Genomic DNA, 24023 nt, shown 5'->3' with positions numbered 1-24023 from the left:
CGTCTCATCGGGTGGTGGGAGCCGGTGTCCCCCACGCGCAGGCTGGCCACATGCCCGCATCCACCGACGTCACCACCGACCCCGCCCAGGCCCTCGCCGCGATCGTCGCCGAGGTCTCGAAGGCGACCGCCGCGCTCACGACCGACCGCCTCGAGCCCGTCGCCGAGCTGCTCGCGGACGCCGAGCGCGTCTTCGTGCACGGCGCCGGCCGCTCCGGCCTCGCGCTGCGGATGACCGCCATGCGGCTGATGCACCTCGGTCTCGTCGTGCACGTGGTCGGCGACGTCACCACCCCCGCGATCCGCGAGGGCGACGTGCTGCTCACCGCGAGCGGCTCCGGCACCACCGGCGGCATCGTGCGCGCCGCGCAGTCCGCCGTCGACGCCGGCGCGCGGGTCGCCGCGATCACCACCGCCGCCGGATCCCCGCTGGCCGAGCTGGCCTCCGCCGTCGTGATCGTGCCGGCCGCCGACAAGCTCGACCGCTCGGGCGCGGCCTCGGCGCAGTACTCCGGCGGGCTCTTCGAGCAGGTCGTCGTGCTCACCGGCGACGCCCTGTTCCACGCGCTCTGGAAGCGCGGCGGCGCGAGCGCCGACGAGCTCTGGCCGCGCCACGCGAACCTCGAATGACGACCGACCCCACTCTCCTCCATACCCCCACCTCGACAGGAAGAAGCACCCCGTGAAGCTCCAGTTCGCCATGGACACCCTCAGCACCGACGCCGCCCTCGAGCTCGCCGCCGCGGCCGCCCCGCACGTCGACATCCTCGAGCTCGGCACCCCGCTGATCAAGAGCGCCGGCCTCTCGGCCATCACCGCCGTCAAGGAGGCGCACCCCGACAAGACGGTCTTCGCCGACCTCAAGACGATGGACGCCGGCGAGCTCGAGGCCGACATGGCCTTCAAGGCCGGCGCCGACCTGGTGACCGTCCTCGGCGTCGCCGGCGACAGCACCATCGCCGGCGCGATCGCCGCCGGCAAGAAGCACGGCAAGGGCGTCGTCGTCGACCTGATCGGCGTCCCCGACAAGGCCGCCCGCGCCCGCGAGGTCGTCGCGCTCGGCGCCGAGTTCGTCGAGATGCACGCCGGCCTCGACGAGCAGGCCGAGGAGGGCTTCACCTTCGAGACGCTGCTGCGCGACGGCGAGGCCTCGGGCGTCCCGTTCTCGGTCGCGGGCGGCGTGAGCACCGCCACCATCGAGTCGGTGCAGCGCTCGGGCGCCGTGGTCGCCGTCGCGGGCGGCGCGATCTACGGGGCGCCCGACGTGGGTGCGGCGGCTGCCGCGCTGCGCGCTGCCATCGCCTGATCGCCGCCATCGCCTGATCCCTCGGGGCGGCGTCGCGCGATTGCGCGCCGCCGCCCTCCTGCAGCTCAGCCCCTCAGACTCGCGCTAGGGAAGTCGCGGTGGCGCGATCAGTTCGAGGAAGCCGCCGAGCGCACCCTCGAGGTAGACGATGCGCGTACCCGCTCGGGCGCCGCTGGTCATCCGGTGGGGCGGACCGACCGGCCGCCAACCGTGCGCAGCACCCAGGCCCAGCACCCGGTCGAGGTCCGAGACCGTCAGCGCGATGTGCACCGTGCCGATGTCCGCGGGTGAGCCGGCTGCTCGAGCCGACCGAGGGGGGTCGTACTGCAGCAGCTCGACTCGGTGGTCTCCGAGTGTCACCACCGCTCCCCGGATCGTCGTTCCGTCGACACCCGTGGTCGCGACCGTGGTGTCCGCATCGAGCGTGAAGGTGCGGTCGAGTGTGAAGCCGAGACCGGAGCTCGATGAGCGAGAGGACATAGGCTCGCACGCATGGCAGCCGGCGCAGTGATGTACAACTTCGCGATACAGCTGGCCGATGTGGACCGCGGCGTCTACGAGGACATCACGCTGCGGGCCGCTCGGCACCCTTCCGAGACCGACGTGTTCATGATGACGCGCGTGCTCGCCTACTGCCTCGAATACGTGGAGGGGATCACCTTCAGCGAGGGGATCTCGTCGACGGCGACCGAGCCGGCGGTGCTGGTCCGTGATCTCACCGGCAGGTTGACCACGTGGATCGAGGTGGGCGCGCCGGATGCCGAGCGACTGCACTTCGGGAGCAGGCTGGCCGACCGCACGACGGTCTACACGCATCGCGACCCGGAGAAGGTGATCGCGGCGTGGTCCGGCAAGCGAGTCCACCAGCTCGAGCAGATCACCGTGCAGAGCTTCGACCACGGGTTCCTGGATGCCGCGGTCGCGGTACTCGAGCGCCGCAACTCGCTGACCGTGTCGGTCGTCGAGGGGCAGCTGTATCTCGAGTTCAACGGCGTGACGTCGAGCAGCGACATCCACGTGCATCAGCCGGGCTGAGCGTCGGCACCCTCGACGCGAACGGAAGGACCGAGTCGCGTCCTGTTGCACGTCGACGTCCGTCGACGACTGCATTCCAGGCGGAGGCACGGCCGTCACGACGGGCCGGGTGCAGTGCTCGTCGGTCTGCTGCTCGCGTACTAGGCGGTGCTGGAGGCGTTGATCGCGCCGACGTGCTCCTTGGAATCGTGGTACCGGGACCTGGTGCCGGCCAGGCCGGCTCGGGAGCCGGAGGAGAGCACGACGGTGAGGCCGCGACCCGTACTGCTGAAGTGTCCGACGTCGTGATCACGGCACCGGGAGCGGCCGTGGTCGCGGGGGTGACGAGGGAAGTCGATGTACAGCACCGCGGGTCGGCGGTCAGCAGAATCATGTCTTCGAACGAGGCAGAGAGCATCCAGTTCCCGGTGCAGCGGACTCACTGGGGCACCGGGGCTCTCAGCGACGCCGAGCCGGGCGGTCTTCTTGAACGTCTCAGTGCGCAGTGCGCGGTCGCCGCCGCCGCCGGTCGAGCCACCGTCGCCTGATTCCCGCGGCGCTGCGCGCCCTTCCTCAGGAACATCGCCCTCCTCCAGCGCCACCCCTCCGACTTGACCCCTCCCGCCCCCGCCCTCCATACTCGTCAAAACGAACTTTGAGTTCACCTAGTGAACTCCGCATCCCTCAACGACGAGCGGAAGGAACACCCCATGGGGTTGGCTGTCTGGGCCCTCATCGCGTACATCGCGGTCATCGTGATCTGGAGCGTCGCGCTCAAGCGCGGCATCGGCGAGGCCATGGTGGTCGGCTTCCTGGTCGTCTGCGCCTTCGGCGGCGGCGACTTCCTCCGCCTGGTCCTGGTCGGCATGCAGGCCGCCTTCGACCAGGAGATCGTGTTCGCCGCGCTGGCCTTCACCTTCATCGGCTTCCTGCTCGCCTCCACCGGCGTCATCGACCGGCAGGTCGACCTGCTGAACTCGCTGCTCGGCCGCCTCCGCGGCGGCGCGGGCTACGTCGCCACCGTCGGCTCGGCGCTGTTCGGCGCGGTCGCGCACTCCGGATCCGCGAACGCGGCGACCATGGGCTCGGTCGCGATCCCGTGGATGAAGCGCTCGAACTGGCCGCCGCACGTGGCCGCGACGCTGATCGCCGGGAACGCGGGCAACGGCACCGTCATCCCGCCGAGCGCCTCGTTCTTCATCCTGATCGGCACCGCCACCGTCGCGCCGTACATCTCGATCGACCAGCTGCTGCTCGCGATGTTCGCCGCCGCCGCCTGGTGCATCCTCTGGCGCCTGATCGTCGTCTTCTACTTCGTCCGCAAGTACAAGATCGGCCGCGTCGCCGCCGCCGACATCCTGCCGTTCGCCAAGTCGTTCCGCCGCGGCTGGACCTCGCTGCTCGTCTTCCTCGGCATCATCATCCCCGTCGTCGTCACCCTCGGCCCCACCGGCGAGGCGCTGACCGGCGTGCTCGGCGCGGACGTGATGGACGCGATCAGCATCATCGTCTGGATCCCCGTGCTGCTCGGCCTCTTCGCCGCCGCGCTGGGCTGGCGCGGCCTGCCGAAGTCGGGCCGGGAGTGGTACGCCTTCGTCGCGAAGACCGCGCCCCGCTACCGCGACATCGGCGCCACGCTGGTCTTCGCCTTCGCCGGCGGCGCGGTGCTCACCGAGCTCGGGCTCGCGGAGCAGCTCTCCACCGTGCTGAACGGGCTGAACGCCTCGCCCGTCGTGATGTCGGTGATCGTCGCCGTGATGGTCGTCCTGGTCGCCGGGCCGCTGAGCTCGACCGCGACCATCGCGACGATCGGCGGCATCGGCTTCAGCGTCCTCGTCGCCTCGGGCGTCGACCCGGTGCTCGCGGCGTGCGTCGTCCTCGTCGCCGCCTCCACCGAGGGCGCCTCCCCGCCCGGTGCCGCCGCGATCTACATCGCGACCGGCATCGCGCAGGTGAACCCGGTGAAGACGTTCGTCCCGCTGATCGTGCTCTACGTCCTCCCGATCCTGCTCATCGCCGCCCTCATCGGGCCGGGCTGGCTGCCGGTGCCGCACTGATGCGCGCCCGCCCCCGCCCCCGCCCCGCCGCCGTTTTCCCGCCCTCGTCCTGGAGACACTGATGTCCGAAGAAACCGCCCCCCGCGACTCCCCGCACGGCCCCGGCCGTCAGCGCGTCATCTCCGTGATGACCACCGTCTTCGTGGTCCTCCTCGTCACGATGCTCGTGCTCGGCACGATCCTCGTCCTGCTGCAGATCGCCGGTCTGGTCGTCGTGAACGGCACCCTCATCGCCGGCGCCTCCGCCGCGCTCAGCCCGTGGACGTTCGGCGTCGCCGGTGTGCTCGGCATCTGGACGCTCCTCCTCTCCTACGCCCACGGCTGGAAGCCCGCCGACTAGGCGGCGCTCCCTCGACACGGAACGAGAACGACATGACCGACAGATCCCTCCTCGAGCGCTTCGCCGCCCTCCCCGTCGCCAACGTCGGCGACTCCATGGACCGCCTCGGCGTCGTCGACGCCGCGATCCGCCCCGTCTGGCGCGGCGCCCGACTGGCCGGCCCCGCCTTCACGGTGGAGGTCGCCGGCGGCGACAACGCGGGCATCCACGAGGCGATCGGCCGGCTCAGCCCCGGCGACGTCCTCGTCGTCAACGGCCACGGCGTGCAGGACCGCGCGCTCGTCGGCGAGCTGATCGGCGAGCGGCTGCGCAAGGTCGGCTGCATCGGCATCGTGATCGACGGGGCGCTGCGCGACGTCGACGACCTCGAGGAGATGGGCTTCCCGGCGTTCGCCCGCGCGGTCAGCCCGGCCGGCCCCTACAAGAACGGACCGTTCCGGCTCGGCGTGCCCGTCGCGATCGGCTCGGTCGTGGTCTCCCCCGGCGACCTCGTGCTCGGCGACTCCGACGGCCTGGCGGTCGTCCCGCGCGGCGAGGCCGAGGCCGTGCTGGAGCGGGCGGAGGCCAAGCACGCCACGGAGACCGCGACTCGGAAGAGCATCCTGGCGGGGCCGTGACCGGGGACGGGACCGCCGCCGGGGACGCCGGGGTAGCGGACGTCAGCGCCGCGGCCCGGGACAATGGTGGCCATGGCCCAGACTCCCGCGGACGCGTCCGCCTCGACCGTGCGCAGCGTCGACCGCGCGCTCGACCTGCTCGAGCTCCTCGAGCGCAGCGACTCCCCGTTGCGGCTGGTCGAGCTGAGCCGCGGCTCCGGGCTGCAGAACGCGACCGTGCTGCGGATCCTCGGCTCGCTGCAGCACCGCGGCCTCGTCGCCACCGAGAACGGGCTCTACCGGCTGGGGCCGGCGGCGCTCGGGATGGGGCACAGCTACCTCGCGACCGACCCGCTGATCGCCCGGGCCCGGCCGGTGCTGCAGCAGCTGGCGGGCAGCACGGGCCTGACCGCCTCGCTCTACGCGCGGATCGGCGACTCGCGGATCCTCACCGTCCGCGTCGACGGGCAGGACCCGCTGCGCTACCAGCTCCCGCTCGGCCGCCGGCTGCCGCTGCACGTCGGCGCCGGGAAGAACATCCTGGCCGCCCTGCCGGAGGACGAGCGCGACCGGATCCTCGAGGGGCTCGGCGACACCGACACCGCGGCCGGCGAGCGGGTCACGGCCCGCGAGCTGCGCGAGCAGCTCGCGCAGGTCCGCCGCGACGGCTTCCATATCTCCATCAACGAACGCGAGACCGGCGTCGCCGCCGTGAGCGTGCCCCTCGGGGGCGCTGCCGGTGACGTGATCGCCGCGATCTCGGCCTCGGGCCCCCTCGAGACCACCCCCCGCGCCCACCTCGAGGCGCAGGTGCCAGAACTGCGCCGAGCGGCGAACGCCCTCCAGCGCTGATCAGCCGGAGCGCACGAGCGTCCGGCGAAGGAAGGACGCGCGATGCGCATCGGATTCATCGGACTCGGCGAGGCCGGAGCCCTCTACGCGGCGGCGGCCGCCGCCCACGGCGACACGGTCTCGGGCTACGACCCGGCCGCTCCCGGCACTCCCGAGGGGGTGGAGCGGACGGCTGACCTGGCGGGCGCCGTCTCCTCCGCCGACCTCGTCGTCGTGCTGACGGCGGCGTCGCTGAGCGAGCGGATCGCGGCCGACGCCGCCCCGCACCTGCGCGCGGGCGCCGTCTACGCCGACTTCACCACCGCCTCCCCCGCCACGATGGAGGCGGTCGAGCGGGTGATCGACGCCGCGGGCGGCCGATTCGCCGACGTCGCGATCCTCGGCCCCGTGCCCGCCAAGGGCGCGCGGACCGAGACCATCGTCAGCGGCGCCGCGGCGGCGGACGTCGAGGCCTGGCTGTCGTCGCTCGGCGCCGAGGTCGAGCGGATCGACGGCCCGGCCGGCGTCGCGACCTCGCGCAAGCTGCTCCGGAGCGTGCTGATGAAGAGCCTCGCCGCGGTCGTCGTGGAGGCCGTCACCGCCGGCCGCGCCGCCGGCTGCGAGCCGTGGATCCGCGAGCAGATCGCCGCCCAGCTCTCGGGCGACGTCGAGGCCAAGATCGACCGCTACGAGACCGGCAGCCGCAAGCACGCCGTCCGCCGCAGCCACGAGATGACCTCCGTCGTCGAGTACCTCACCGCCCTCGAGGTCCCGTCCGAGATGTCCGCGGCCTCGGAGCGCGTCCTGCAGCGCCTCGCGGACGAGGAGGCGGGCGGCGCATCGCGGGCGTGAGCAGCGAGCGCTCCCTGCTGGTCGAGCAGCCCCGCAGGGGCGTATCGAGACCCATCCTCAGACGTCGGTGGATCTCGATACGCCCGCTCCGCGGGCTACTCGATCACCATGCATCTCCCGGACGGAAAGGGCGCAGCGGCGACCGCCCTCCATGTTGGTCGAGTAGCCCCGCAGGGGCGTATCGAGACCCGCCGTCGTCATGCGTTCGGGTCTGCAGACCCATCTTCAGACGTCGGTAGATCTCGATACGCCCGCTCCGCGGGCTACTCGATCAGCATGAATTCACCAGCGCGAACAAGGTGATCTGTCCGAGGAGACCCAGCTCGGGTTGTCTTCGAGGGCTCCGACGCGCCGCGCCCACCGCTCCCCGGTCCTAGCCCCGCTCGGCTCCGGGCTCAGCGCCCGCCCAGCTCGCGAGGTAGGGCAGGCGCCGCTCGAGCGCGAAGACGCGGGCGACCTCGGCGGCGTCGGCGCGGCGGCGGGCGGACTCCTCGTCGGTGCCCGACCAGGCGTAGGGGTAGGGGAACGGGTCGGTGAGGTGCGCCATCAGGTGCAGCACCATCTCGTCGTCGTCCTCGGCGGTGACGTCGGGGCTCGCGGTGCCGCGCTCGTTCCACTCGGCGCTCCAGCGGCCGGCGAAGTCTCGGCGGGCCGACCAGCGCGGGTCGCCGTCGTAGGCGAGGCGGTCCTCCCGCACGACGGACCAGTGCCGGTCCCGCGACGGCAGCAGCTCGCGCGCCGCCTCGACGACGGAGACGGGCGTCCAGCCGGCGGGGAAGAAGGTGCGCAGCGCGGTCGCCAGGACGAGCGGAGTCGGGAGCGTCGACGCGTCCGCGCGGCCGGCGCTCACCAGCGCGCACACCGCGAGGGTCTCCGGGTGCGGCCCTCCGGAGGCGCGGCCGAGCTCGGCCAGGTGGATCGCGAGGGAGCGGTGGAACGCGGCCGAGGCCTCCGCGTCGGCGAACGGCGGGGCGGGGATGCGGCGGTCGAGCCGGATCCGGGGGATGTGGCGCACGACGGGTCCTCTGGTCGGTCGGGTCTCAGGTCACGGCTGCCGAACGGCGCGCGGCCGCAGGCCGTCGAGAAGCACGTCGAGCAGCACCGCCCGGTCGGCGGGAGAGCCGAGGCGGACGGCGTGCTCGATGCCGCAGACGAGGTGCTCGAGGTGGTCGATCGTGAGGTCCGGGCGGACGGCGCCGGCGGTGCGCGCCGCCGCGAGCACGGCCGCGAAGGACTCGAAGATCTCGCGCTTGGCCGCGCGGACGGACTCGGCCTCGTCCTCCGGCGAGAGCAGCACCGCCTGGAGTCCACCGTCGGACAGCTGGAGGTCGAGCGCCTCGCGCAGGTACACGGCGAGGGCGGCGCCGGGGTCGGGCAGGGCGGCGGCACGACGCGAGACGGCGAGCATCGCGTCGAGAGTGTCGGCGGAGAGGGCCTCGACGAGGGCGTGGACGGTCGGGAAGTGCCGGTAGACGGTGGCGACGCCGACCCCGGCCTCGCGAGCGACCTCGTTCAGCCGCAACGTGCCCCGGTCGTGGGTGCGCGCGACCTCGAGGATGCGCGCGCGGCTCCGCGCGGCGTCGGATCGGAGGACTGCCATGCGCCCCATCCTACGCAAGCGGATGAGTCATCCGTTTCGTGCTAGCGTCCGATGCGGATACATCATCCACTTCGAGAGACGAGGACCGCATGACGAGCGAGCACCCGAGTTGGGACACCGACCGACTCCCCGACCAGACCGGGCGCACCGTCGTCGTGACCGGTGCGACCGCGGGCATCGGCTACTTCGCCGCCGAGCAGCTGGCCGGCGCCGGCGCGGACGTCGCCCTGGCGTCGCGCTCGGCGGGCAAGCTCCGGCGGGCGGCGGACACCCTCCGCGACGTGGTCTCGCGAGCCCGGGTCCGGACCGTCGTGCTCGAGCTCGGCTCGTCCGCCTCCGTCGACCGGGCCGCCGCGGAGCTCGCCGCGCTGCCCCGCCTCGACGGGATACTGCTCAACGGCGGCGCGATGAGCATGGACCCGCGCGCGGTCACCGAGGACGGGCTGCCGCTGCTGCTCGGCACGCACGTCGCCGCCAGTGCGCGACTGGTCGCGCGGCTGCTGCCCGCACTCGCGGCCACCGCGGCCGAGCACGGCGGCCGGAGCCGGATCGTGCACACGTCGACGGGGTTCGTGCAGCAGTTCCCGATGCGGGTGGACGATCTGCGCCGGGTCCCGCGGGTGGGCATCAGCGCCTACACGAAGGCCAAGACGGCGACCGAGATCTGGGCTTTCGAGCTCGACCGCCGGCTGCGCGCCGCGGGCGTCCCGGTCGCGTCGATCGTCACGCGGCCCGGAGTGGGCGTCGACGCGAAGACCCCGGAGCGCGCGGGGATCCGCGACGCGACGACCCCTCACCAGCGCAATCCGTACACGCCGTGGGCGCAGGGCAAGGACACCGCCGCCTGGTCGGCCGTGCGGGCGCTCACCGATCCGCAGCTGCAGGGCGGGGAGTACGTCTCCCCGCGAGGACGCCTGCGGGGAGCGCCCGTGCTCGTCGCGCCGCCGGCCCGGACCGCCGCTCCCCCGGCGGACGCGGCCGACCGGCTCTGGCGCCAGGTCGAGGAGCTCGCGGGGGTCGGCGTCGACCTCTGAGGCCTGACCCGCGGTCAGCCCTCGAGCCAGTCGAGGGCTGCCGTGAGCAGCCGCACGTGCCCGGGCGAGGAGTACGACGCGGCGTCGTGGCCGAGCGCGTCGTAGACGGTGCGGCCGCCGCCCTCGCGCTCGAGCGCCCAGGCGATCGGGTGCCGCTCGCCGTCGTGCTCGTGCGTCGCGAGGATCCGGGCGGCGTCCGCGACCTCGAGCCAGGAGTAGCGCTCGTCCTGCACATCGAAGTCGTCGAGGCCCGCGGTGATCGGATGCGCGCCCGCGGCGATCGCGATGCGGGCGGGTCCGTAGTCCGGGTGCATGGTCGTGCCGCGGACCCACCGTCCGCCGAGGAGCGTCGCCCAGTCCGGGGAGTCCCCGAAGCTCGTGGAGCTGACGTGGATCCCGAGCACCGGGACCGCCGACCGGTCGAGCAGGGCGAGCGCCGCCGCCCCCTCGGCGAGCGGGCTCGCGCCGCCGTCGCGCGGCTGACCGACGTCGACGACGAGCAGGTCCGGGAGCGGTGCGCGGCCGGAGCCGAGATCGGCGAGCGCCTGGTCGACGTCGCCGCGGATCTCGACCTCGTGCCCACGCGCCGAGAGCAGCGCGGCCAGGGCGGCCGCGGTCTCTCCGAAGGGATGCCAAGGATCGGCGTAGCGGCCGTCGCCGCGGAGGAGCAGGGCGGTCACGGGAGCTCCGTTCTCGCGGACATCGGTCGCGGCAGCGCGGTCAGCTCGCGCGCGGCATGCGGAGGTCCGAAGACCGCATCCGCCGAGCCGTATCGTCCCACGCGGGTTCCGCGAACTCGCTCTCGTGGAGTGCAGCCGCACAACATCAGCTGAGAGTGGAGGGCCTCCGCTGTCAGGGGAGGCCGGTCCGTTCTGGCTGATGTTGTGCGCGCCGATCCCCTCGCCGGCCGCGGCGAGTCGCCGCCCGGCCCCCGCGACTCTCCGAAAGCTGCGGTAGTGGCGCGCGACTACCGCAACTTCTGGAGAGTCGAGGAGGGATGCAGGCCCGGCGTCAGAACGACGGGACCCGGGCGATCCAGCCGGTGGCCTCCTCCAGGGCGCGGGTGACCGCCAGCAGCTGGGCCTCGCGGCCGTGGCGGCCGACGACCTGGACGCCGACGGGGAGGCCGTCGGGGGTGAAGCCGGCCGAGGTGACGACGACCGGGTGGGCCGTGAGCGTCAGGCGGTTGGCGAGCATCTGCCAGGTGAAGTAGCGGTCGAAGTCGTGGCCGTCCACGGACGGCACCCACTCGAGCTCCGCGGGTGGCGCGACGACGGGGGTCGCCGGCAGGATCAGCACGTCGTGCGTCTCGAGGACGCGGGCGGTGTCGCGGAAGAGGCGGGTGCGGCGCTCGTAGGCGTCGGCGAGCTGCGTCGCCGACATCGCTCGGCCCTGCTCGACGTTGCGGAGGTAGTCGGGGCGGAAGCCGGTGGCGCCCGCGTCGACGGCGTGCCGGCCGCCGAGGAAGAACTCGAAGGTCTCGATGGTCTCCCAGGCCTCGTCGGCGCCCGCGAAGTCGGGCTCGTCCGCGTCGAGCACGGCGCCGAGTCCGGAGAGCTGCGCGGCGAACGCGGCGTGCACGGCGCGCACGGCGGGGTCGATCGGCAGCCCGCCGGCGTCGTCGCTCCACGCGATCCGCAGGCCGTCGACCGCGACCGGGCGCGCGGCGTGCACGGGCAGCGACGACAGCGGCCAGACGCTCTTCTCGACCGAGAGCGCGTCGAGGAAGAGGGCGGCGTCGGCGGAGTCGCGAGCCATCGGGCCGGTCACGCCGTGCGGGGTCCAGGCGTTGCCGGTGCGCCCGCTGGCCACGCGGCCGGGGCTCGGCCGCACGCCGACGACGTTGCAGAACGCGGCCGGGTAGCGCAGGCTGCCGCCGCTGTCGGAGCCGTCGGCGATCGGCAGCATCCGCGCGGCGAGGGCGGCGGCCGCGCCTCCGCTCGACCCGCCGGCGTGGCGCGAGACGTCCCACGGGTTCACGGTGGTGCCGAAGACCGGGTTGAAGGTCAGCACCCCCTGGCCCATCTCGGGGGTGTTGGTCTTGCCGATGATCAGGGCGCCGGACTCGCGCAGCAGCGCCGCGAGGACGCTGTCGTGCGCGGCGGGCGCGGCGTCGGCGAAGGCGGCGGAGCCGTTCGTCGTCGGGAAGCCGGCGACGTCCATCAGGTCCTTCACCGCGGTCGGCAGGCCGTGCAGCGGTGGCAGCGCCTCGCCGGCCGCGAGCGCCTCGGCGGTGCGGCGGTCGGCGGCCTCCGCGGCGGCGAGCGAGACCGAGTCGGGCTGCTGCGAGACGACGGCGCGGATCGCGGGGTTCCGCTCCTCGATCCGCTCCAGGTGCGCGCGCATCACCTCGACGACCGAGACCTCGCGGGAGGCGACGGCCGCGGCGAGCTCGACGGCCGAGCTGTCGGCCAGGTGCTCAGCCAGGCCCGCCATCAGCGGCCGCCCTCGTGCCCGTGCTGCTGCTCCGCGTGCTCGTGCCCGGCGTGGGCGTCCGACGCGCCATCGGTGTGGCACGCGTGCGCGTCGCCCGAGCTCCCCGGCGCGCAGTGCGCCGACTCCGACGCCGGCACGTCGAGCGACGGGTTCCGGTCGAAGAACCCGTCCGGCTCCAGCCGCAGGCTGATCCGGTCGACGGGCATGATCGGCCACTGCTCCGGGCGCGGGAAGTGGTGCACGCCGAGGACCGGCCAGAGCACGAGGCGCTCGTTCTCGAGCGAGCGGTCGGCCTGCTGCCAGACGTGCACGCCGTCGTCGCCGAGCTCGCCCTGGTTGGGGTACTCGCCGGCGATGAAGCGCTGCTCCGGGTCGAAGGCGCTCGCCCAGAGGTGCTGCCCGACGAAGGGCGCCTTCCGCTCGACGACGCTGCCCGGGCGGGCGTAGAGCTGCGCGGTGTTCTGCAGCGCGAGGCGGTAGGCGGTCGCCTCGCCGTAGCGGTTCTGCGCCGACTCGCTCTCGATCCGCCAGTGCAGCGCGCGCGACGGGTCGGCGCGGCGGGCGGCCACCGACTCCGAGGCCAGCGGCGTCTCGACGGCGAGGCAGGCGTTGCCGTAGGGGTTGGTCGTCTCGTCGGGGTCGGCCTCGGCGTGCACCTCGACCAGGCGGTTGAGCGGGCCGTCGATCGCGGTGTCGAGGCGGACCGCGAAGTAGTGCTGGTGGATCGGCGCCTGCACGTTCGGCGCGACCATCCGCCCCGAGCGCGGCGACTCGCCGTCGGCGATGCCGCTGACCGACATCAGTCCGGTCAGCTTCACCTCGAGTTCGACCGAGCCGTCCTGGTACAGCGACCAGTAGAAGCCGTAGTCGTAGTTCGCGACGGTCGCGAAGCTGGAGATCACCAGGCGGCGGCTGCGGCGCACCTCGGCGCTGCCGGTGCGGGTGTTCACGTGCTTCCAGAGGATCGAGTCGTCCTCCTCGTGCAGGCAGATGCCGTTGACGATGGTCTGCGGCTCGCCGTGGCCGTCGAGGTAGTCGACGTCGAAGTAGCGGATCTCGCCGAGGCAGTCGCAGCCGAGCTCGAGGCTCGCGGTGAGCGGGCCGGCGCCGTACTCGCCCCAGTCGAAGAAGTTCTTGCGGTAGGCGGTCGGGTCGCTGTCGAGGTACGGCACGTACATCTCGTTGACGGCGGCGCGCGCCAGCACCGGACGCTCGACGTCGCCGTCGCGGTAAGTCAGCTCGTGCAGCACGAGGCCCTCGCGGTGGCTGAAGCCGACCCGGAACGACCAGTTCTGCCACTCGACGCGGTGCCCCTCGATCGCGAAGCCCGGGCCGTCGGCCTGGACGATGTCGAGCTTCGACACCTCGCGGTCGGGGCCCCAGGTGCCGGCGGTGTAGACGCCGGTCTCGCTCGCCATCGGGATCACGCCGTGGTCCTCGATCCGGATCACCTCGAGGGTGTCGAGGTCGAGGATCGGCACGAGGCCGGCGACCGGGCGGGCGTAGCCGTTGTCCTCGGGGAACTCGCGGTACCAGACCGTGCCCCAGCTGAGCCGGCGGTCGGCGAGGTCGTCGGGGACGAAGCCGGTGATCGACTCCGGGTCGACCCAGACCAGCGAGGTGTCGGTGATGCCGCGGAGGGCGAGCGCCTCCGCGAGCAGCGGCGAGTTCCGGGCCGCCTGGGCGATCAGGCGCGCCTCGTCGCTGGAGACGCCGGGGCGGCGGTGGTCGACGTCGGTCCAGACCTCGACGATCGCGGGGCTGTCGGGGCCGGCGGTCCAGCCGCGCACCTCCCAGGCGGCGCGGGCGTCCGGGTCGAGCACGACCAGGCGGACGGGGCGGGCGCCGCCGGGCGCGATGCCGCGCGCCTTCTCCTCGTCGAGGCTGATGCCCCAGAAGCGCGGGCGGGCGCCGATGCGGTCGCTCGCGCGGACGGCGGCGACGAAGGACGCGATCTCGGCGGCGGCGAGGGGGTCGAGGGAGTGCGAGTGAGTGGTGAGGGTGCTGGTGCTGGTGGAGCTCATGGCGGCGGCGGTCCTTCGGTTCGGGGCGTCAGGCGTGCGGAAGAAAAGGGGAGTTCAGCGGGATAAGAGGAGCGGAGCGACGGGGCCGGTCCGACGAGGCGGGCGCGGTTCCCGGCCGCGACGGTCGAGAGCGGTCAGCCCGCCCCCGCGACGATCGCGCGGCCGTCGGCCCGCGGATCGCTGGCCGCGTCGAGCCGCCCGTCGCGGTGCAGCCGCACGAGCTGCACGTGCCCGGCCTCGTCGATCGGGCCGGACGATTCAGCGACCGGAAGCCCGAGCTCTCCCGCCGCAGCGACCGCAGCGGGAACCCCCGGCTCCGCCACGAGCGTCAGCTCCTCGTGCCCCAGATCCCGCGCCCCGACGACGAACCGCGGCCGCTCGAGCACTACTCCCGGATCCGCGGCCGGATCGAGCAGCTCGCGCACGAGCTGCGCGAGGATCCACGGCTGGGCGCTGCCGCCCTGGCAGCCGAGGCCGAGCAGCAGGTCCCCGCTCTCGGCGATGACCGGCAGCAGCGTGTGCGGCGGGCGCAGGCCCGGGCCGACCCGGCCGGGGTGGGCGGGGTCGGTGCTGAAGGCGGAGCCGCGGTTGTGCAGGACGATGCCGGTGCCGGGGTCGAGGATCCCGGAGCCGAAGAGCTGGTAGACGCTCTGGATCAGAGTGACGACGGTGCCGTCGGTGTCGGCCGCGGTGACCGCGACCGTGTCGCCGAGCGCGCGGCCGGCCCGCGGCAGGGAGCCGCGGGAGAGGGAGCGGGGGTCGAGCATGGCGGCGACGTCGATCGCTCCGCCGCGCGGGTCGCCGAGCGCGGACTGCCGCACGAGCGCCGCGTCGCGGACCGCCTCGACGAGCTGCGCGGTGTCGCCGGAGAGCGCCTCGGGCAGGACGCCGAGCAGCACCACGCCCTGGCTCGGCGGAGGGGCGACCCACCAGCGCACGCCGCCCTCGCGGGAGGCGGCCGGCTCGACCAGCTCGGCCTCGTGCGCGGCGAAGTCGGCGGGGGTGTGCGCGCCGCCGAGGGCGGCCAGGCGCGCGGCGAGGGAGTCGGCGATCCGGCCGCGGTAGAACGCTCCGGGATCGTCGACCAGCTCTACCAGTGAGGCGGCCAGCGCGGGCTGCACCAGCAGGTCGCCCTCGCCGAGGAGCCCGCCGTCGCCGTCGCCGAAGACGCCGCGCATGCCCTCGTCGGCGAGCAGCTCGTCGCGGCGCAGGGCGATCGCGCGCCCGAGCCCCGCGGAGATCGGGAAGCCGTCGGCGGCGAGCATCGCGGCCCGGCGGAGCGGAGTGTCGAGGCCGAGGCGCCCGCCGAGGCCGGCGATCGCGCACCAGCCGGCCACCGCGCCGGGGATCGTGACGGTCTGCGCGCCCTGCCGCGGCATCCGCTCCTCGCGGGAGAGCGCCGCGACGTCGATGCCCGCGGGCGCCGCTCCGGCCGAGACCACCGCGACGACGTCCTCGCCGGGGCGGCGGACCAGCGCGATCAGGTCGCCGCCGAGTCCGCACTGGTGCGGGTAGACGACGGTGAGCGCAGTCGCGGCGGCCAGAGCGGCGTCGATCGCGTCGCCGCCGTCGGCGATGGCACGGGCCGCGGCGTCGAGTGCGGCGGGGTGCGGCGCCGCGACGGCGACGCGGGCGGGAGGCGGGGAGAGGGTCATGCGGTCACCGTCCGGTCCGGGCTGAGGAAGTCGAGGTCGGGGCGGTCGACGCCGTCGACGAGGTCGGCCAGCGCCTCGCCGATCGCGGGGCCGAACTTGAAGCCGTGGCCGGAGCAGGCCGCGGCGACCAGCACCTCGGGCCGGCCGGGCAGCGCGCCGACGACGAACCGCTTGTCGGGGGTCATCGTGTAGAGGCAGGCGACGGCCTCGCCGCCGGCCGTGTCGATCCCGGGGACGAAGCGACGGAGCAGGCTCTCGAGGTGCGCGATCTCCGCCGCGGTCGGCGGGGCGACGGGGACGGCCGGGTCCCAGACCGGCCCCGCGTCGACGCCGATCTTGGCGCCGGAGCCGGCCGCCTCGGGCAGGCCGAAGACCAGGCCGTCCGGCAGATCGACGGAGAAGCAGCCGAGCGCCGGCGGCTGCGCGGCGCTCTGGCCGGCCGGGACGGTGAGGGTGAGGATCCGCTGCACCTCGAAGAAGCCGGCGGTCTCGGGGAGCAGCCGCTCGACCCAGGCGCCGCCGGAGACGACGAGCCGACGGGCGCGCAGCTCGCCGGCGGAGGTGCGGACGGTGACGACGCCCGCGCTGTCGCCGGTGCCGACGCTCCAGTCGAGCACCTCCTCGTCGAAGCGCAGCTCGGCGCCGGCGGCGGTCGCGGCGGACTGCGCGAAGGCCAGCGCGCGGGCGGCCTCGACGACGCCGGCGTCGGGATCGTGGACGACCCCGTAGTCGGCGGGCGGAGCGAAGGAGGTATCGGGCACGGCGACCGGCCGGCTGCGCCCGCCCTGCAGCGCCGCCTCGCCGCGGTGCGCGTAGAGGCCGCCGGTCGGGTGGACGAAGGGCGCGCCGGCCGCGGCCGACCAGCGGTCCCAGCCGCGGAAGGCGCGGTCGACCAGGTCGTTCCAGACCGGGCTCGGGTAGGCGCGACGGATCATCCGGGTCGCGCCGTGCGACGAGCCGCGGACGTGGCCGGGGCCGAACTGCTCGATCCCCACCACGCTGCGCCCGCGCAGGGCGAGCTCGAAGGCGGTGGCGGAGCCGTGGATCCCGAGGCCGACGACGATCGCGTCGTGGACGGTGTCGTCGGAGACCGTCATGAGCTCACCCCCGCGACCGCCGTCAGCAGCGCCTCGACGTCCGACTCGTCGGTGTAGACGTGCGGCGACACCCGGACGACGCTCGCGAGGCCGCGCGCGCCGAGGTCCCACTGCGCGTGCGAGGCGGGCACCGCGAGCGAGTCGACGGCCGCCTCGCGCAGCCGCGCCGAGACGGTCTTGCCGGGGACGCCGTCGACGGTGAAGGTCACGATGCCGGACGGCGACACGGGCGGATCCGCCACGGTGACGCCGCCGATCGCGGACAGCTCGGTGCGCAGCCGGGCGCCGAGGGCCACCAGGTGCGCCTCGGTCGCCGCCGTGCCGCGCTCGTGCGCCTCGCGCAGCGCCTCGCCGAGTCCGAGGCGGAGGGCCACCGACGACTCCCAGGTCTCGAGGGCTCTCGCCGTGCCGTCCATCGTCCACTCCTGCTCGCTCGTCCACTGCGAGCCTCGCACGTCGGGCGCCCAGGCCCCGATGCCCTCGAGCAGGCCGCGGCGGAGGAAGACCAGCCCGGTCCCGCGCGGCCCGCGGAGGAACTTGCGTCCGGTGGTGACCAGGGCGTCGCAGTCGATCGCGCGGACGTCGATGTCGAGCTGACCGACCGACTGGGTCGCGTCGAGCACGGTGATCGCGCCGTAGCGGCGGGCCAGCGCGCCGATCGCGGCGACCGGCTCGACGAGTCCGGAGGAGGTGGGGACGTGCACGGCGCTGATCACGGTGCGGCCGCTCGCGGTGGCGAGGGCGCTCTCCAGCGCCTCGATGTCGAGGCCGCCGCTGGAGTCGTTGGGGAGGAGCGTCAGACGGACGCCGTCGTAGCGCTCGAGCGCGAGCAGCCGCAGCGCCTGGCTGACGTAGCTCGAGCGCGGGGCGAGCACGGTGTCGCCGGGGCCGAGGCGGAGGGCGTCGAAGATCGCACGGAGGCCGCTGGTCGCGCTGTCGAAGAAGGCGATCTCGTCGGCGTCCGCGCCGAGCAGCGCGGCGGCGGCGGCGTAGGCGGCGTCGACCCGGTCGGCGACGTGGTTCGCGGCCTCGTAGCCGCCGATCCGCTGCTCGAGGCGGAGGTGCGCGATGACGGTCTCGAGGACCGAGTCGGTCATCAGGCCCGCGCCGGCCGCGTTGAAGTAGTGCCGGCCGGCCGTGCCGGCGGTGCGAGCGCGCTCGGCGGCCACATCGATGGACGTCCGGGCGGGGGCGCCACCGGTGAGGCCGATCGTCATCTGCAGGTCCCTTCTCGCGGTCGCCGTACCGCCGACCCCTTAATGGATCCCATCGTACGCAGGTTGTATCCATTCTGGCTACCGCCGGATACGCTTGCGGCATGAGCCACTCCGCCGTTGAGCACTCCGCCGAGCAGCACTCTCCCGAGCAGCGTGCCCGCGAGCTCGGCCTCGCGATCCCCGACTACCTCGACCCTCCCTACGGCGGGCGCTACGGCGGCAGCACCCTGCGGGCGTTCCACCGCACCGGCGACCTGCTCGAGCTCAGCGGCATCACCCCGGAGTCGCGCGACGGCGCCCTGCTGCACCCGGGAGCGGTCGGCGTCGACATCACCCTCGAGCAGGCACGGGAGGCGGCCCGCTACACCGCCGTCAACGCGCTCGGCATGATCCGCGCGGCCCTCGGCTCGCTCGACGAGGTCGTCGCCCTCTCGCGCGGGCTCTGCTTCGTGCTGTGCTCGCCCGGCTTCGAGCGCCTCAACGAGGTCTCGAACGCCGCGAGCGACCTCCTCCTCGACGTCTTCGGCCCCGACGCCGGCCGGATGGGCCGCGCCTCCATCGGCGCCACCGCCCTCTCCCGCAGCGCCTGCTTCGAGCTCTGGCTCAGCCTGGAGTGCCGGCCCCGCTGACACCCCCCCTCCGGCCGAGGCGTCCTCGAACGGTCGAGACGTCCAGGAGCAGCGGGACGCCTCGACGGTTCGAGGACGCCTCGGCGGCGCACTCCAGGTCCATGCTGGGGCCCCAGGCCCGCTCGCCGAACCGCCTGCGGCCCCGCCCGCCGGGGGCCGCAGGCGGCCGCCCTAAGCTCGAGGGCGTCGGTGGTCGGTGCAGCCCAGCAGGAGGACGAGTCGTGGACGTGGTTCTCGGAGTCGACGTCGGCACGTCCAGCACGAAGGCGATCCTCGTCGGCCTCGACGGGCGGGTGGTCGCCGAGGCGGCCCGGGCGCACGTCGTGGACCGGCCGCGGCAGGGCTGGGTCGAGATGGACTCCGGCGTCTGGTGGGCCGAGTTCCGCAGCCTCGTCGCCGAGCTCACCGCCGCCGCGCCGCACGGAGTCGTCGTCGCGGTCGGCGTCAGCGGCATGGGCCCGTGCGTGCTCCTGACCGACGCGGCCGGCGACGAGCTCCGCCCCGCGATCCTCTACGGCGTCGACACCCGCAGCGTCGGCATGCTCGACGAGGTCACCGCGCTGCTCGGCGGCGAGGAGGCGATGCGCGCCCGCACCGGCTCCGGGCTCTCGGCGCAGGCCGCGGGCGTCAAGCTCGCCTGGGTCGCCCGGCACGAGCCGGAGCTCTGGCGCCGCGCCGTCCGCTTCACGATGCCGTCCTCGCGGATCGTCGAGCTGCTCACCGGCGAGTACGTGCTCGACCACCACTCCGCCAGCCAGTGCACGCCGCTCTACGACGTCGCCCGCGAGGAGTGGATCGACGAGTGGGCCGCCCTGCTCGCCCCCGGCCTGCAGCTCCCCCGCCTCGGCTGGCCCGGCGAGACCGCCGGCCGCATCACTCCCGAGGCCGCCGCCGCGACCGGACTGCCGGCCGGCGTCCCCGTGGTCTTCGGCACCATCGACGCCTGGGCCGAGAGCCTCAGCGCCGGCCGCCGCCGACCCGGCCGGGTGTTCCTCCAGTACGGCACGACGATGTTCCTGGTCGCGCCGATGGCCGCCCCGACCCCGCTCGGCGGGATGTGGACGACGGTCGGCGCCGCTCCCGGCGAGCCGACCGCGGCCGGCGGCATGGCCACCTCCGGCGCCGTGACCGACTGGCTGCGCCGGCTGACCGGCGCCTCCTGGGCCGAGCTGCTCGACGAGGCCGCGCGGTCCGGACCGGGCGCCGGCGGGCTGCTCGTGCTGCCCTACTTCGCGGGCGAGCGCTCGCCGTTCGCCGACTCCGACGCGCGCGGCGTGATCGCCGGGCTCGGCGTCGGCTCCACCCGCGGCGACCTCTACCGCGCGGTCCTCGAGGCGACGGCCTTCGCCGTCCGGCACCACCTCGAGGTGCTCGGCGAGCACGGCGTGCGCGTCGAGGCGCTGGTCGGCGCGGGCGGCGGGGTCGCCGCCGAGCTCTGGCCGCAGATCGTCAGCGACGTCTGCGGCCTGGAGCAGGTGATCCCCACGGTCTCGGTCGGCGCGGCCTACGGCTCGGCCGTGCTCGCGGCGGGCCTGGTCACCGAGGTCGACATCGAGGAGTGGAACCCCGCGGCGACGACCCTCGTGCCCGATCAGGCCGTCGCCGCGCTCTACGACGGGCTGTACGCGGACTTCCGCCGGCTCTACCCCGAGACCCGCGCCACCGTGCACCGCCTGGCGCAGCGGAGCCGGGACCTCGGGGCAGGCGGCTGATCTCTAGGCGTCCACGCCCGCCGGCGCGCTCCCGTCGTACCCGCAGATCGCCGCGACCTTGCCCGCCGACGCGCTCGACGGGTCGAACTCGTAGCCGAGCCACTCCCGCGCCATCCGCCGCGCCACCTCCAGCCCGACCACGCGCTGGCCCAGGCAGAGCACCTGCGCGTTGTTCGACAGCACCGACCGCTCCACCGAGTAGGAGTCGTGCGCCGTCACCGCGCGCACCCCCGGCACCTTGTTCGCCGCGATCGCGACGCCCAGGCCCGTGCCGCAGACCAGGATCGCGCGGTCCGCGGACCCGTCGGCGATCATCCGCGCGGCCGTGACCGCGATGTCCGGGTAGTCGGTGTGGCTGTCGGCGTCGACGCCGACGTCGGTCACCAGCGAGACGCGGTCGTCCTTCAGCAGATCGGCCTTCAGCGCCTCCTTGTAGTCGTGGCCCGCGTCGTCCGATCCGACGACGACCCGATAGGTGGTGGTCATTCCGCTCCTCCTTCTGCAGTGGCTTGCGTGGTGGCATCCGCACCGGCGCGCTCCGCGAGGACGTCGCCGACCGCGGTCAGGATCATCCCCATCGAGGTCGCGCCCGCGTCCGGTGTGCCCAGGCTCTTCTCGGCCAGGGGTCGTGCGCGGCCGACCTTCGGCCGCAGGTCCGCCGTCGCCGCGGCGCGCTCGACGGCGACGCCCGCCGCCTCCCGCCACGCCTCGACCAGCGACGAGCCGCCCGCCACCCGCTCGCGCAGCACGCGGGCGAACGGCAGCAGCGCGTCGAGCATGGTCTTGTCGCCCTCGCTCGCCCGCCCGAGATCGACGATCGACTCCGCGAAGGCGTCGACGCCGGCCACGACGTCCGCCGCCGAGTACTCCTCGCGCCCGTCGGTCAGCGAGGCGCCGAGCGCCTCGAGCGCCGCGCCCCAGAGCACCCCGGAGGTGCCGCCGGCCTGCTCCGCCCAGGACTGCCCCGCGCGGGACAGCAGCCAGGCGCCGCCCGCGCGCTCCTCGATCCGGTCGAGGCGCCGGGTCGCCGCGCCGATGCCCTTGAGCATCCCGCGGCCGTGGTCGCCGTCGCCCGCGAGCGCGTCGATCCGCCCGAGGGTCTCCTCCTCGCGCTGCAGCAGCTCGCGCATCCGCTCGAGAGCGGCGCGCACGGTCTCGCCGAGCGCGACGGCCGCGTCGGTGGCGGAAGGAGCGGACTCCTCCTCACCCGCCGCGGCGTCCTCGCCCGAGGGCGCCAGCAGCGCCGCGACCGGCGCCGCGACCCGGCGGTAGGCCGGCGTGTAGGCGTCGGCGCACCAGTAGCGCTCGAGCTCGTCGTCGAGCCACTGCAGCGTCAGCGAGACGCCGCCCATGTCGAGGCTGGTGACCAGCTCGCCGACCTCCGGCTCGACGGTCTGCAGCCCGGCCTCCTCCAGCCGGCGCGCGATGTGGCGCCAGAGCAGGAAGAGCTCCTCGTACTTCGTGGTGCCGAGCCCGTTGAGGATCGGGGCGACGCGCGTCGTGCCGCCCTCCGCTCGGGCACCCTCGGGAAGGTCCGCCAGGAGCCGGTCGACGAGCAGATCCGCCAGCTCCGCCGCGCGCAGCAGCTCGATGTCCTGGATGCCGGGCTCGCCGTGGATCCCGAGCCCGAGACCCAGGTGACCCTCGGGCACGCTGAACAGCGGCTCGGCGGCGCCGGGCATCGTGCAGCCCGAGAACGCGACGCCGAGCGTGCGCGTCGCCGCGTTGCTCGCGTTCCCGATCCGCTCGACCTCGTCGAGGGACAGCCCCTCGGCGGCAGCCGCTCCCATCGCCTTGAACACCGGGAAGTCGCCCGCGATCCCGCGGCGCTTCCCGATCTCCTCCGCCGAGGCGATGTCGTCCGTGACGACGACGATCCGGGTGTCGATCCCCTCCTTGCGCAGCCGCTCGGCCGCGATGCCGAAGTTCATCGTGTCGCCGGCGTAGTTGCCGAAGCTGAACACCACTCCGCGACCCTGATCGGCCGCCTTCGCGACCGAGTAGGCCTGCGCCGCGGAGGGCGAGGTGAAGATGTTGCCCACCACCGCTCCGGTCGCGAGACCCGGGCCGACCGTGCCGCTGAACGCCGGGTAGTGCCCGGAGCCGCCGCCGATGACGACCGCCACCTGCGGCGACGCACCGGCGGTGCGGTGCGCGACCACTCCGCCGGGCACGCCGCGCAGGCGGTCCGCGTAGAGGGACAGGAAGCCGGCGAGCTGGTCCTCGGCGAACTCGTCGGGGTCGTCGTAGATCGTCGTCATGCCGGTCAGCTCCGGGCGTCGGCCGCGACGACCGCCTCGGTCAGCGACGGCACGATCGAGACCTTGACCGAGCCGCCCTGGCTGTCGGCGACGAGGTCGAGCGCCTCCTGGAACTGCTCGAGCGGGAACTGGTGCGTGCAGATCTCGTCCATCGGCAGCACGCCGCTCTCGAGCAGCTTGATCGCAGCGGGCCAGCAGTTCGGGCCGAGGTGGGCGCCGAGGACGTTGAGCTCCTTGTCGTCGCTGATGATCGACCAGTCGACCGAGGCGTTCGAGCCGAAGACGGAGTACTCGACGTAGGTGCCGAGCTTGCGCAGGATGTTGAGGCCCTGCGAGACCGCGGACGGGTGGCCGGTGGCCTCGATGTAGACGTCGGCGCCGTAGCCGCCGGTGAGCTCCTTGACGACGGCGACCGCGTCCTGCTTCGTGATGTTGATGACGAGGTCGGCGCCGGCCTTGGTGGCGAGCGCGAGCTTCTCGTCGCTCATGTCGAGCGCGATGACCATCTTCGGGTTCTTCTGCCGGGTGCCCGCGATCGCGCCGAGGCCGATCGGCCCGGCGCCCGCGATGACGACGACGTCGTCGAACTGGATGCTGCCGCGCTCGACCGCGTGCATGGCGCAGGACAGCGGCTCGCTGAACGCGGCGACCTGCGGGGCCAGGTCGCGGCTGACCGGGTGGGTGAGCGCGCGGGTCGGGACCAGCACGTACTCGGCCATCGCACCGTCGAAGCCCTTGAAGCCGAACATGTCGTGCGGTCCGCACATCCAGTAGGCGCCCATCAGGCAGTAGCGGCACTCCCAGCACGGCACGATCTGCTCGCAGGCGATGCGGTCGCCCAGCGCGACGCCGCGCTTGGCGAGCGCCGCGTCGTCGCCGGCGACGACGGTGCCGACGAACTCGTGGCCCGCGATGCGGTCGCGCTCGGCCCACGCGGGGCGGTTCTCGTCGCCCCAGAACTTGGCGGCGCCGTGGTAGCACTTCAGGTCGCTCGCGCAGACGCCGACCGCGTCGACGCGCAGCAGCAGCTCGCCGGCGGCGGGGACCGGCACGGGCACGGTCTCGAGGCGGTAGTCCTCCGGGCCGTGCACGACGACGGCGCGCATGGACTCGGGCACGTCGGAGCCGTCGAAGTGCCGCGTCTGCGGGGCCGTCTGCGGGGAAGGAGTGGTGATGGTCATGGGAAGCCTCCGAGGGGTTCGCGGGGCCGCTTCGTCGCGGCCTTCCCGAACCTACCCCGTCCAGAACACTTGTCAAGAACAGAATTTCTGTTCTTCGCGGTGCATGGCCGATCTGCCGCCAATTCCGTCGCGGCCCTTGCGGAAATTCTGTGTTGAACATAATTTCTTCTCCGGAGGCGGGT

The 24023-nt window shown here is 74.0% G+C and carries 24 protein-coding genes; 12 read left to right on the top strand and 12 right to left on the bottom strand.

The window, feature by feature from the left end; genetic code table 11:
- Nucleotides 1–50 precede the first annotated feature (50 nt).
- Together hxlB and hxlA are read left to right on the top strand one after the other, a co-directional pair.
- Complete coding sequence (hxlB, locus tag MT355_RS11105; protein ID WP_132435456.1) at nucleotides 51–629, top strand: 6-phospho-3-hexuloisomerase; 579 nt, start codon at nucleotides 51–53, stop codon at nucleotides 627–629.
- Between the two features lie 52 nt (nucleotides 630–681).
- Nucleotides 682–1305, top strand: a complete 624-nt coding sequence (hxlA, locus tag MT355_RS11100) for a 3-hexulose-6-phosphate synthase (RefSeq protein ID WP_243599570.1) — start codon at nucleotides 682–684, stop codon at nucleotides 1303–1305.
- Between the two features lie 84 nt (nucleotides 1306–1389).
- On the opposite strand, the gene MT355_RS11095 is transcribed toward hxlA, so the two are convergent.
- Nucleotides 1390–1785, bottom strand: a complete 396-nt coding sequence (locus MT355_RS11095; protein WP_243599569.1) for a VOC family protein — start codon at nucleotides 1783–1785, stop codon at nucleotides 1390–1392.
- A gap of 12 nt (nucleotides 1786–1797) precedes the next feature.
- Here MT355_RS11095 and MT355_RS11090 point away from each other — a divergent pair, with 12 nt between their 5' ends.
- The 7 genes from MT355_RS11090 (at nucleotide 1798) to MT355_RS11060 (ending at nucleotide 6995) form a co-directional block, all read left to right on the top strand.
- Nucleotides 1798–2340 carry a YaeQ family protein gene (locus tag MT355_RS11090; protein ID WP_243599568.1) on the top strand — a complete coding sequence of 181 codons (543 nt, stop codon included), beginning with the start codon at nucleotides 1798–1800 and terminating at the stop codon, nucleotides 2338–2340.
- Nucleotides 2341–2612: 272 nt separating this feature from the next.
- The gene (locus MT355_RS11085) at nucleotides 2613–2867 is read left to right on the top strand and encodes a hypothetical protein (protein ID WP_243599567.1); all 255 of its coding nucleotides are present in this window, start codon (nucleotides 2613–2615) and stop codon (nucleotides 2865–2867) included.
- Nucleotides 2868–3029: 162 nt separating this feature from the next.
- Entirely contained in the window at nucleotides 3030–4376 is a 1347-nt protein-coding gene (locus MT355_RS11080; protein ID WP_243599566.1) for a TRAP transporter large permease subunit, read from the top strand.
- Nucleotides 4377–4437: 61 nt separating this feature from the next.
- Nucleotides 4438–4716, top strand: a complete 279-nt coding sequence (locus tag MT355_RS11075) for a hypothetical protein (protein WP_243599565.1) — start codon at nucleotides 4438–4440, stop codon at nucleotides 4714–4716.
- Between the two features lie 32 nt (nucleotides 4717–4748).
- Nucleotides 4749–5333, top strand: a complete 585-nt coding sequence (locus tag MT355_RS11070; RefSeq protein ID WP_243599564.1) for a methyltransferase — start codon at nucleotides 4749–4751, stop codon at nucleotides 5331–5333.
- A gap of 72 nt (nucleotides 5334–5405) precedes the next feature.
- Nucleotides 5406–6164, top strand: coding sequence for an IclR family transcriptional regulator (locus MT355_RS11065; protein ID WP_243599563.1), 759 nt, complete (start codon nucleotides 5406–5408; stop codon nucleotides 6162–6164).
- 42 nt (nucleotides 6165–6206) lie between these two features.
- A complete protein-coding gene (locus MT355_RS11060; RefSeq protein WP_243599562.1) occupies nucleotides 6207–6995 on the top strand; it encodes an NAD(P)-dependent oxidoreductase in 789 nt (262 codons plus the stop codon).
- A gap of 373 nt (nucleotides 6996–7368) precedes the next feature.
- Here the strand turns inward: MT355_RS11060 and MT355_RS11055 are convergent, their stop codons facing one another.
- Both MT355_RS11055 and MT355_RS11050 read right to left on the bottom strand, forming a co-directional pair.
- A complete protein-coding gene (locus MT355_RS11055) occupies nucleotides 7369–8010 on the bottom strand; it encodes a hypothetical protein (RefSeq protein WP_243599561.1) in 642 nt (213 codons plus the stop codon).
- Nucleotides 8011–8040: 30 nt separating this feature from the next.
- Nucleotides 8041–8595 carry a TetR/AcrR family transcriptional regulator gene (locus MT355_RS11050; RefSeq protein WP_243599560.1) on the bottom strand — a complete coding sequence of 185 codons (555 nt, stop codon included), beginning with the start codon at nucleotides 8593–8595 and terminating at the stop codon, nucleotides 8041–8043.
- Between the two features lie 89 nt (nucleotides 8596–8684).
- On the opposite strand from MT355_RS11050, the gene MT355_RS11045 reads away from it, so the two are divergent.
- Nucleotides 8685–9629: an SDR family NAD(P)-dependent oxidoreductase gene (locus MT355_RS11045; protein ID WP_243599559.1), complete on the top strand. Its 945-nt coding sequence runs from the start codon at nucleotides 8685–8687 to the stop codon at nucleotides 9627–9629.
- A 14-nt stretch (nucleotides 9630–9643) separates the two neighbouring features.
- Here MT355_RS11045 and MT355_RS11040 read toward each other — a convergent pair whose 3' ends face one another.
- The 6 genes from MT355_RS11040 to MT355_RS11015 all read right to left on the bottom strand — a co-directional run bounded on the left by MT355_RS11040 (nucleotide 9644) and on the right by MT355_RS11015 (nucleotide 18058).
- Complete coding sequence (locus MT355_RS11040; protein WP_243599558.1) at nucleotides 9644–10309, bottom strand: ThuA domain-containing protein; 666 nt, start codon at nucleotides 10307–10309, stop codon at nucleotides 9644–9646.
- A gap of 331 nt (nucleotides 10310–10640) precedes the next feature.
- Entirely contained in the window at nucleotides 10641–12065 is a 1425-nt protein-coding gene (locus MT355_RS11035; RefSeq protein ID WP_243599557.1) for an amidase, read from the bottom strand.
- A complete protein-coding gene (locus MT355_RS11030) occupies nucleotides 12065–14089 on the bottom strand; it encodes a primary-amine oxidase (RefSeq protein WP_243599556.1) in 2025 nt (674 codons plus the stop codon). Before MT355_RS11030 ends, MT355_RS11035 begins: the two co-directional genes overlap by 1 nt.
- A gap of 134 nt (nucleotides 14090–14223) precedes the next feature.
- Nucleotides 14224–15744 (bottom strand): gamma-glutamyltransferase, encoded by a 1521-nt coding sequence (locus MT355_RS11025; protein WP_243599555.1) that lies wholly within the window; start codon nucleotides 15742–15744, stop codon nucleotides 14224–14226.
- A complete protein-coding gene (locus MT355_RS11020) occupies nucleotides 15741–16841 on the bottom strand; it encodes an FAD-dependent oxidoreductase (protein WP_243599554.1) in 1101 nt (366 codons plus the stop codon). Before MT355_RS11020 ends, MT355_RS11025 begins: the two co-directional genes overlap by 4 nt.
- The gene (locus MT355_RS11015; protein WP_243599553.1) at nucleotides 16838–18058 is read right to left on the bottom strand and encodes an aminotransferase class V-fold PLP-dependent enzyme; all 1221 of its coding nucleotides are present in this window, start codon (nucleotides 18056–18058) and stop codon (nucleotides 16838–16840) included. The genes MT355_RS11020 and MT355_RS11015 overlap by 4 nt, the downstream gene beginning before the upstream one ends.
- 101 nt (nucleotides 18059–18159) lie before the next feature.
- Here MT355_RS11015 and MT355_RS11010 point away from each other — a divergent pair, with 101 nt between their 5' ends.
- Both MT355_RS11010 and MT355_RS11005 read left to right on the top strand, forming a co-directional pair.
- The gene (locus MT355_RS11010; protein WP_279392298.1) at nucleotides 18160–18687 is read left to right on the top strand and encodes a RidA family protein; all 528 of its coding nucleotides are present in this window, start codon (nucleotides 18160–18162) and stop codon (nucleotides 18685–18687) included.
- Nucleotides 18688–18908: 221 nt separating this feature from the next.
- Nucleotides 18909–20399, top strand: coding sequence for an FGGY-family carbohydrate kinase (locus tag MT355_RS11005; protein ID WP_243599552.1), 1491 nt, complete (start codon nucleotides 18909–18911; stop codon nucleotides 20397–20399).
- A gap of 3 nt (nucleotides 20400–20402) precedes the next feature.
- On the opposite strand, the gene MT355_RS11000 is transcribed toward MT355_RS11005, so the two are convergent.
- From MT355_RS11000 to MT355_RS10990, 3 genes are read right to left on the bottom strand one after another with little or no spacing between them, the layout of a single operon-like run.
- Entirely contained in the window at nucleotides 20403–20885 is a 483-nt protein-coding gene (locus MT355_RS11000; RefSeq protein WP_127888036.1) for a ribose-5-phosphate isomerase, read from the bottom strand.
- Nucleotides 20882–22660 (bottom strand): dihydroxyacetone kinase family protein, encoded by a 1779-nt coding sequence (locus MT355_RS10995; RefSeq protein ID WP_243599551.1) that lies wholly within the window; start codon nucleotides 22658–22660, stop codon nucleotides 20882–20884. Before MT355_RS10995 ends, MT355_RS11000 begins: the two co-directional genes overlap by 4 nt.
- Before the next feature lie 5 nt (nucleotides 22661–22665).
- Nucleotides 22666–23841: a zinc-binding dehydrogenase gene (locus tag MT355_RS10990; RefSeq protein WP_243599550.1), complete on the bottom strand. Its 1176-nt coding sequence runs from the start codon at nucleotides 23839–23841 to the stop codon at nucleotides 22666–22668.
- Nucleotides 23842–24023: the final 182 nt, after the last annotated feature.

The sequence above is a fragment of the Rathayibacter sp. VKM Ac-2929 genome, from assembly GCF_022815495.1.
Taxonomy (GTDB): Bacteria; Actinomycetota; Actinomycetes; order Actinomycetales; family Microbacteriaceae; genus Rathayibacter; species Rathayibacter festucae.
The sequence above is the reverse complement of the archived record's forward strand: the minus strand, read 5'-3'. Positions and strand labels throughout refer to the sequence as shown.

Bases quoted from the DNA above. Each gene is read 5' to 3' on its own strand.
- hxlB (WP_132435456.1), top strand. From the start codon at position 51: ATGCCCGCATCCACCGACGTCACCACCGACCCCGCCCAGGCCCTCGCC.
- MT355_RS11095 (WP_243599569.1), bottom strand. From the start codon at position 1,785: ATGTCCTCTCGCTCATCGAGCTCCGGTCTCGGCTTCACACTCGACCGC.
- MT355_RS11090 (WP_243599568.1), top strand. From the start codon at position 1,798: ATGGCAGCCGGCGCAGTGATGTACAACTTCGCGATACAGCTGGCCGAT.
- MT355_RS11080 (WP_243599566.1), top strand. From the start codon at position 3,030: ATGGGGTTGGCTGTCTGGGCCCTCATCGCGTACATCGCGGTCATCGTG.
- MT355_RS11075 (WP_243599565.1), top strand. From the start codon at position 4,438: ATGTCCGAAGAAACCGCCCCCCGCGACTCCCCGCACGGCCCCGGCCGT.
- MT355_RS11070 (WP_243599564.1), top strand. From the start codon at position 4,749: ATGACCGACAGATCCCTCCTCGAGCGCTTCGCCGCCCTCCCCGTCGCC.
- MT355_RS11065 (WP_243599563.1), top strand. From the start codon at position 5,406: ATGGCCCAGACTCCCGCGGACGCGTCCGCCTCGACCGTGCGCAGCGTC.
- MT355_RS11060 (WP_243599562.1), top strand. From the start codon at position 6,207: ATGCGCATCGGATTCATCGGACTCGGCGAGGCCGGAGCCCTCTACGCG.
- MT355_RS11050 (WP_243599560.1), bottom strand. From the start codon at position 8,595: ATGGCAGTCCTCCGATCCGACGCCGCGCGGAGCCGCGCGCGCATCCTC.
- MT355_RS11045 (WP_243599559.1), top strand. From the start codon at position 8,685: ATGACGAGCGAGCACCCGAGTTGGGACACCGACCGACTCCCCGACCAG.
- MT355_RS11035 (WP_243599557.1), bottom strand. From the start codon at position 12,065: ATGGCGGGCCTGGCTGAGCACCTGGCCGACAGCTCGGCCGTCGAGCTC.
- MT355_RS11030 (WP_243599556.1), bottom strand. From the start codon at position 14,089: ATGAGCTCCACCAGCACCAGCACCCTCACCACTCACTCGCACTCCCTC.
- MT355_RS11025 (WP_243599555.1), bottom strand. From the start codon at position 15,744: ATGACCCTCTCCCCGCCTCCCGCCCGCGTCGCCGTCGCGGCGCCGCAC.
- MT355_RS11020 (WP_243599554.1), bottom strand. From the start codon at position 16,841: ATGACGGTCTCCGACGACACCGTCCACGACGCGATCGTCGTCGGCCTC.
- MT355_RS11015 (WP_243599553.1), bottom strand. From the start codon at position 18,058: ATGACGATCGGCCTCACCGGTGGCGCCCCCGCCCGGACGTCCATCGAT.
- MT355_RS11010 (WP_279392298.1), top strand. From the start codon at position 18,160: ATGAGCCACTCCGCCGTTGAGCACTCCGCCGAGCAGCACTCTCCCGAG.
- MT355_RS11000 (WP_127888036.1), bottom strand. From the start codon at position 20,885: ATGACCACCACCTATCGGGTCGTCGTCGGATCGGACGACGCGGGCCAC.
- MT355_RS10995 (WP_243599551.1), bottom strand. From the start codon at position 22,660: ATGACGACGATCTACGACGACCCCGACGAGTTCGCCGAGGACCAGCTC.
- MT355_RS10990 (WP_243599550.1), bottom strand. From the start codon at position 23,841: ATGACCATCACCACTCCTTCCCCGCAGACGGCCCCGCAGACGCGGCAC.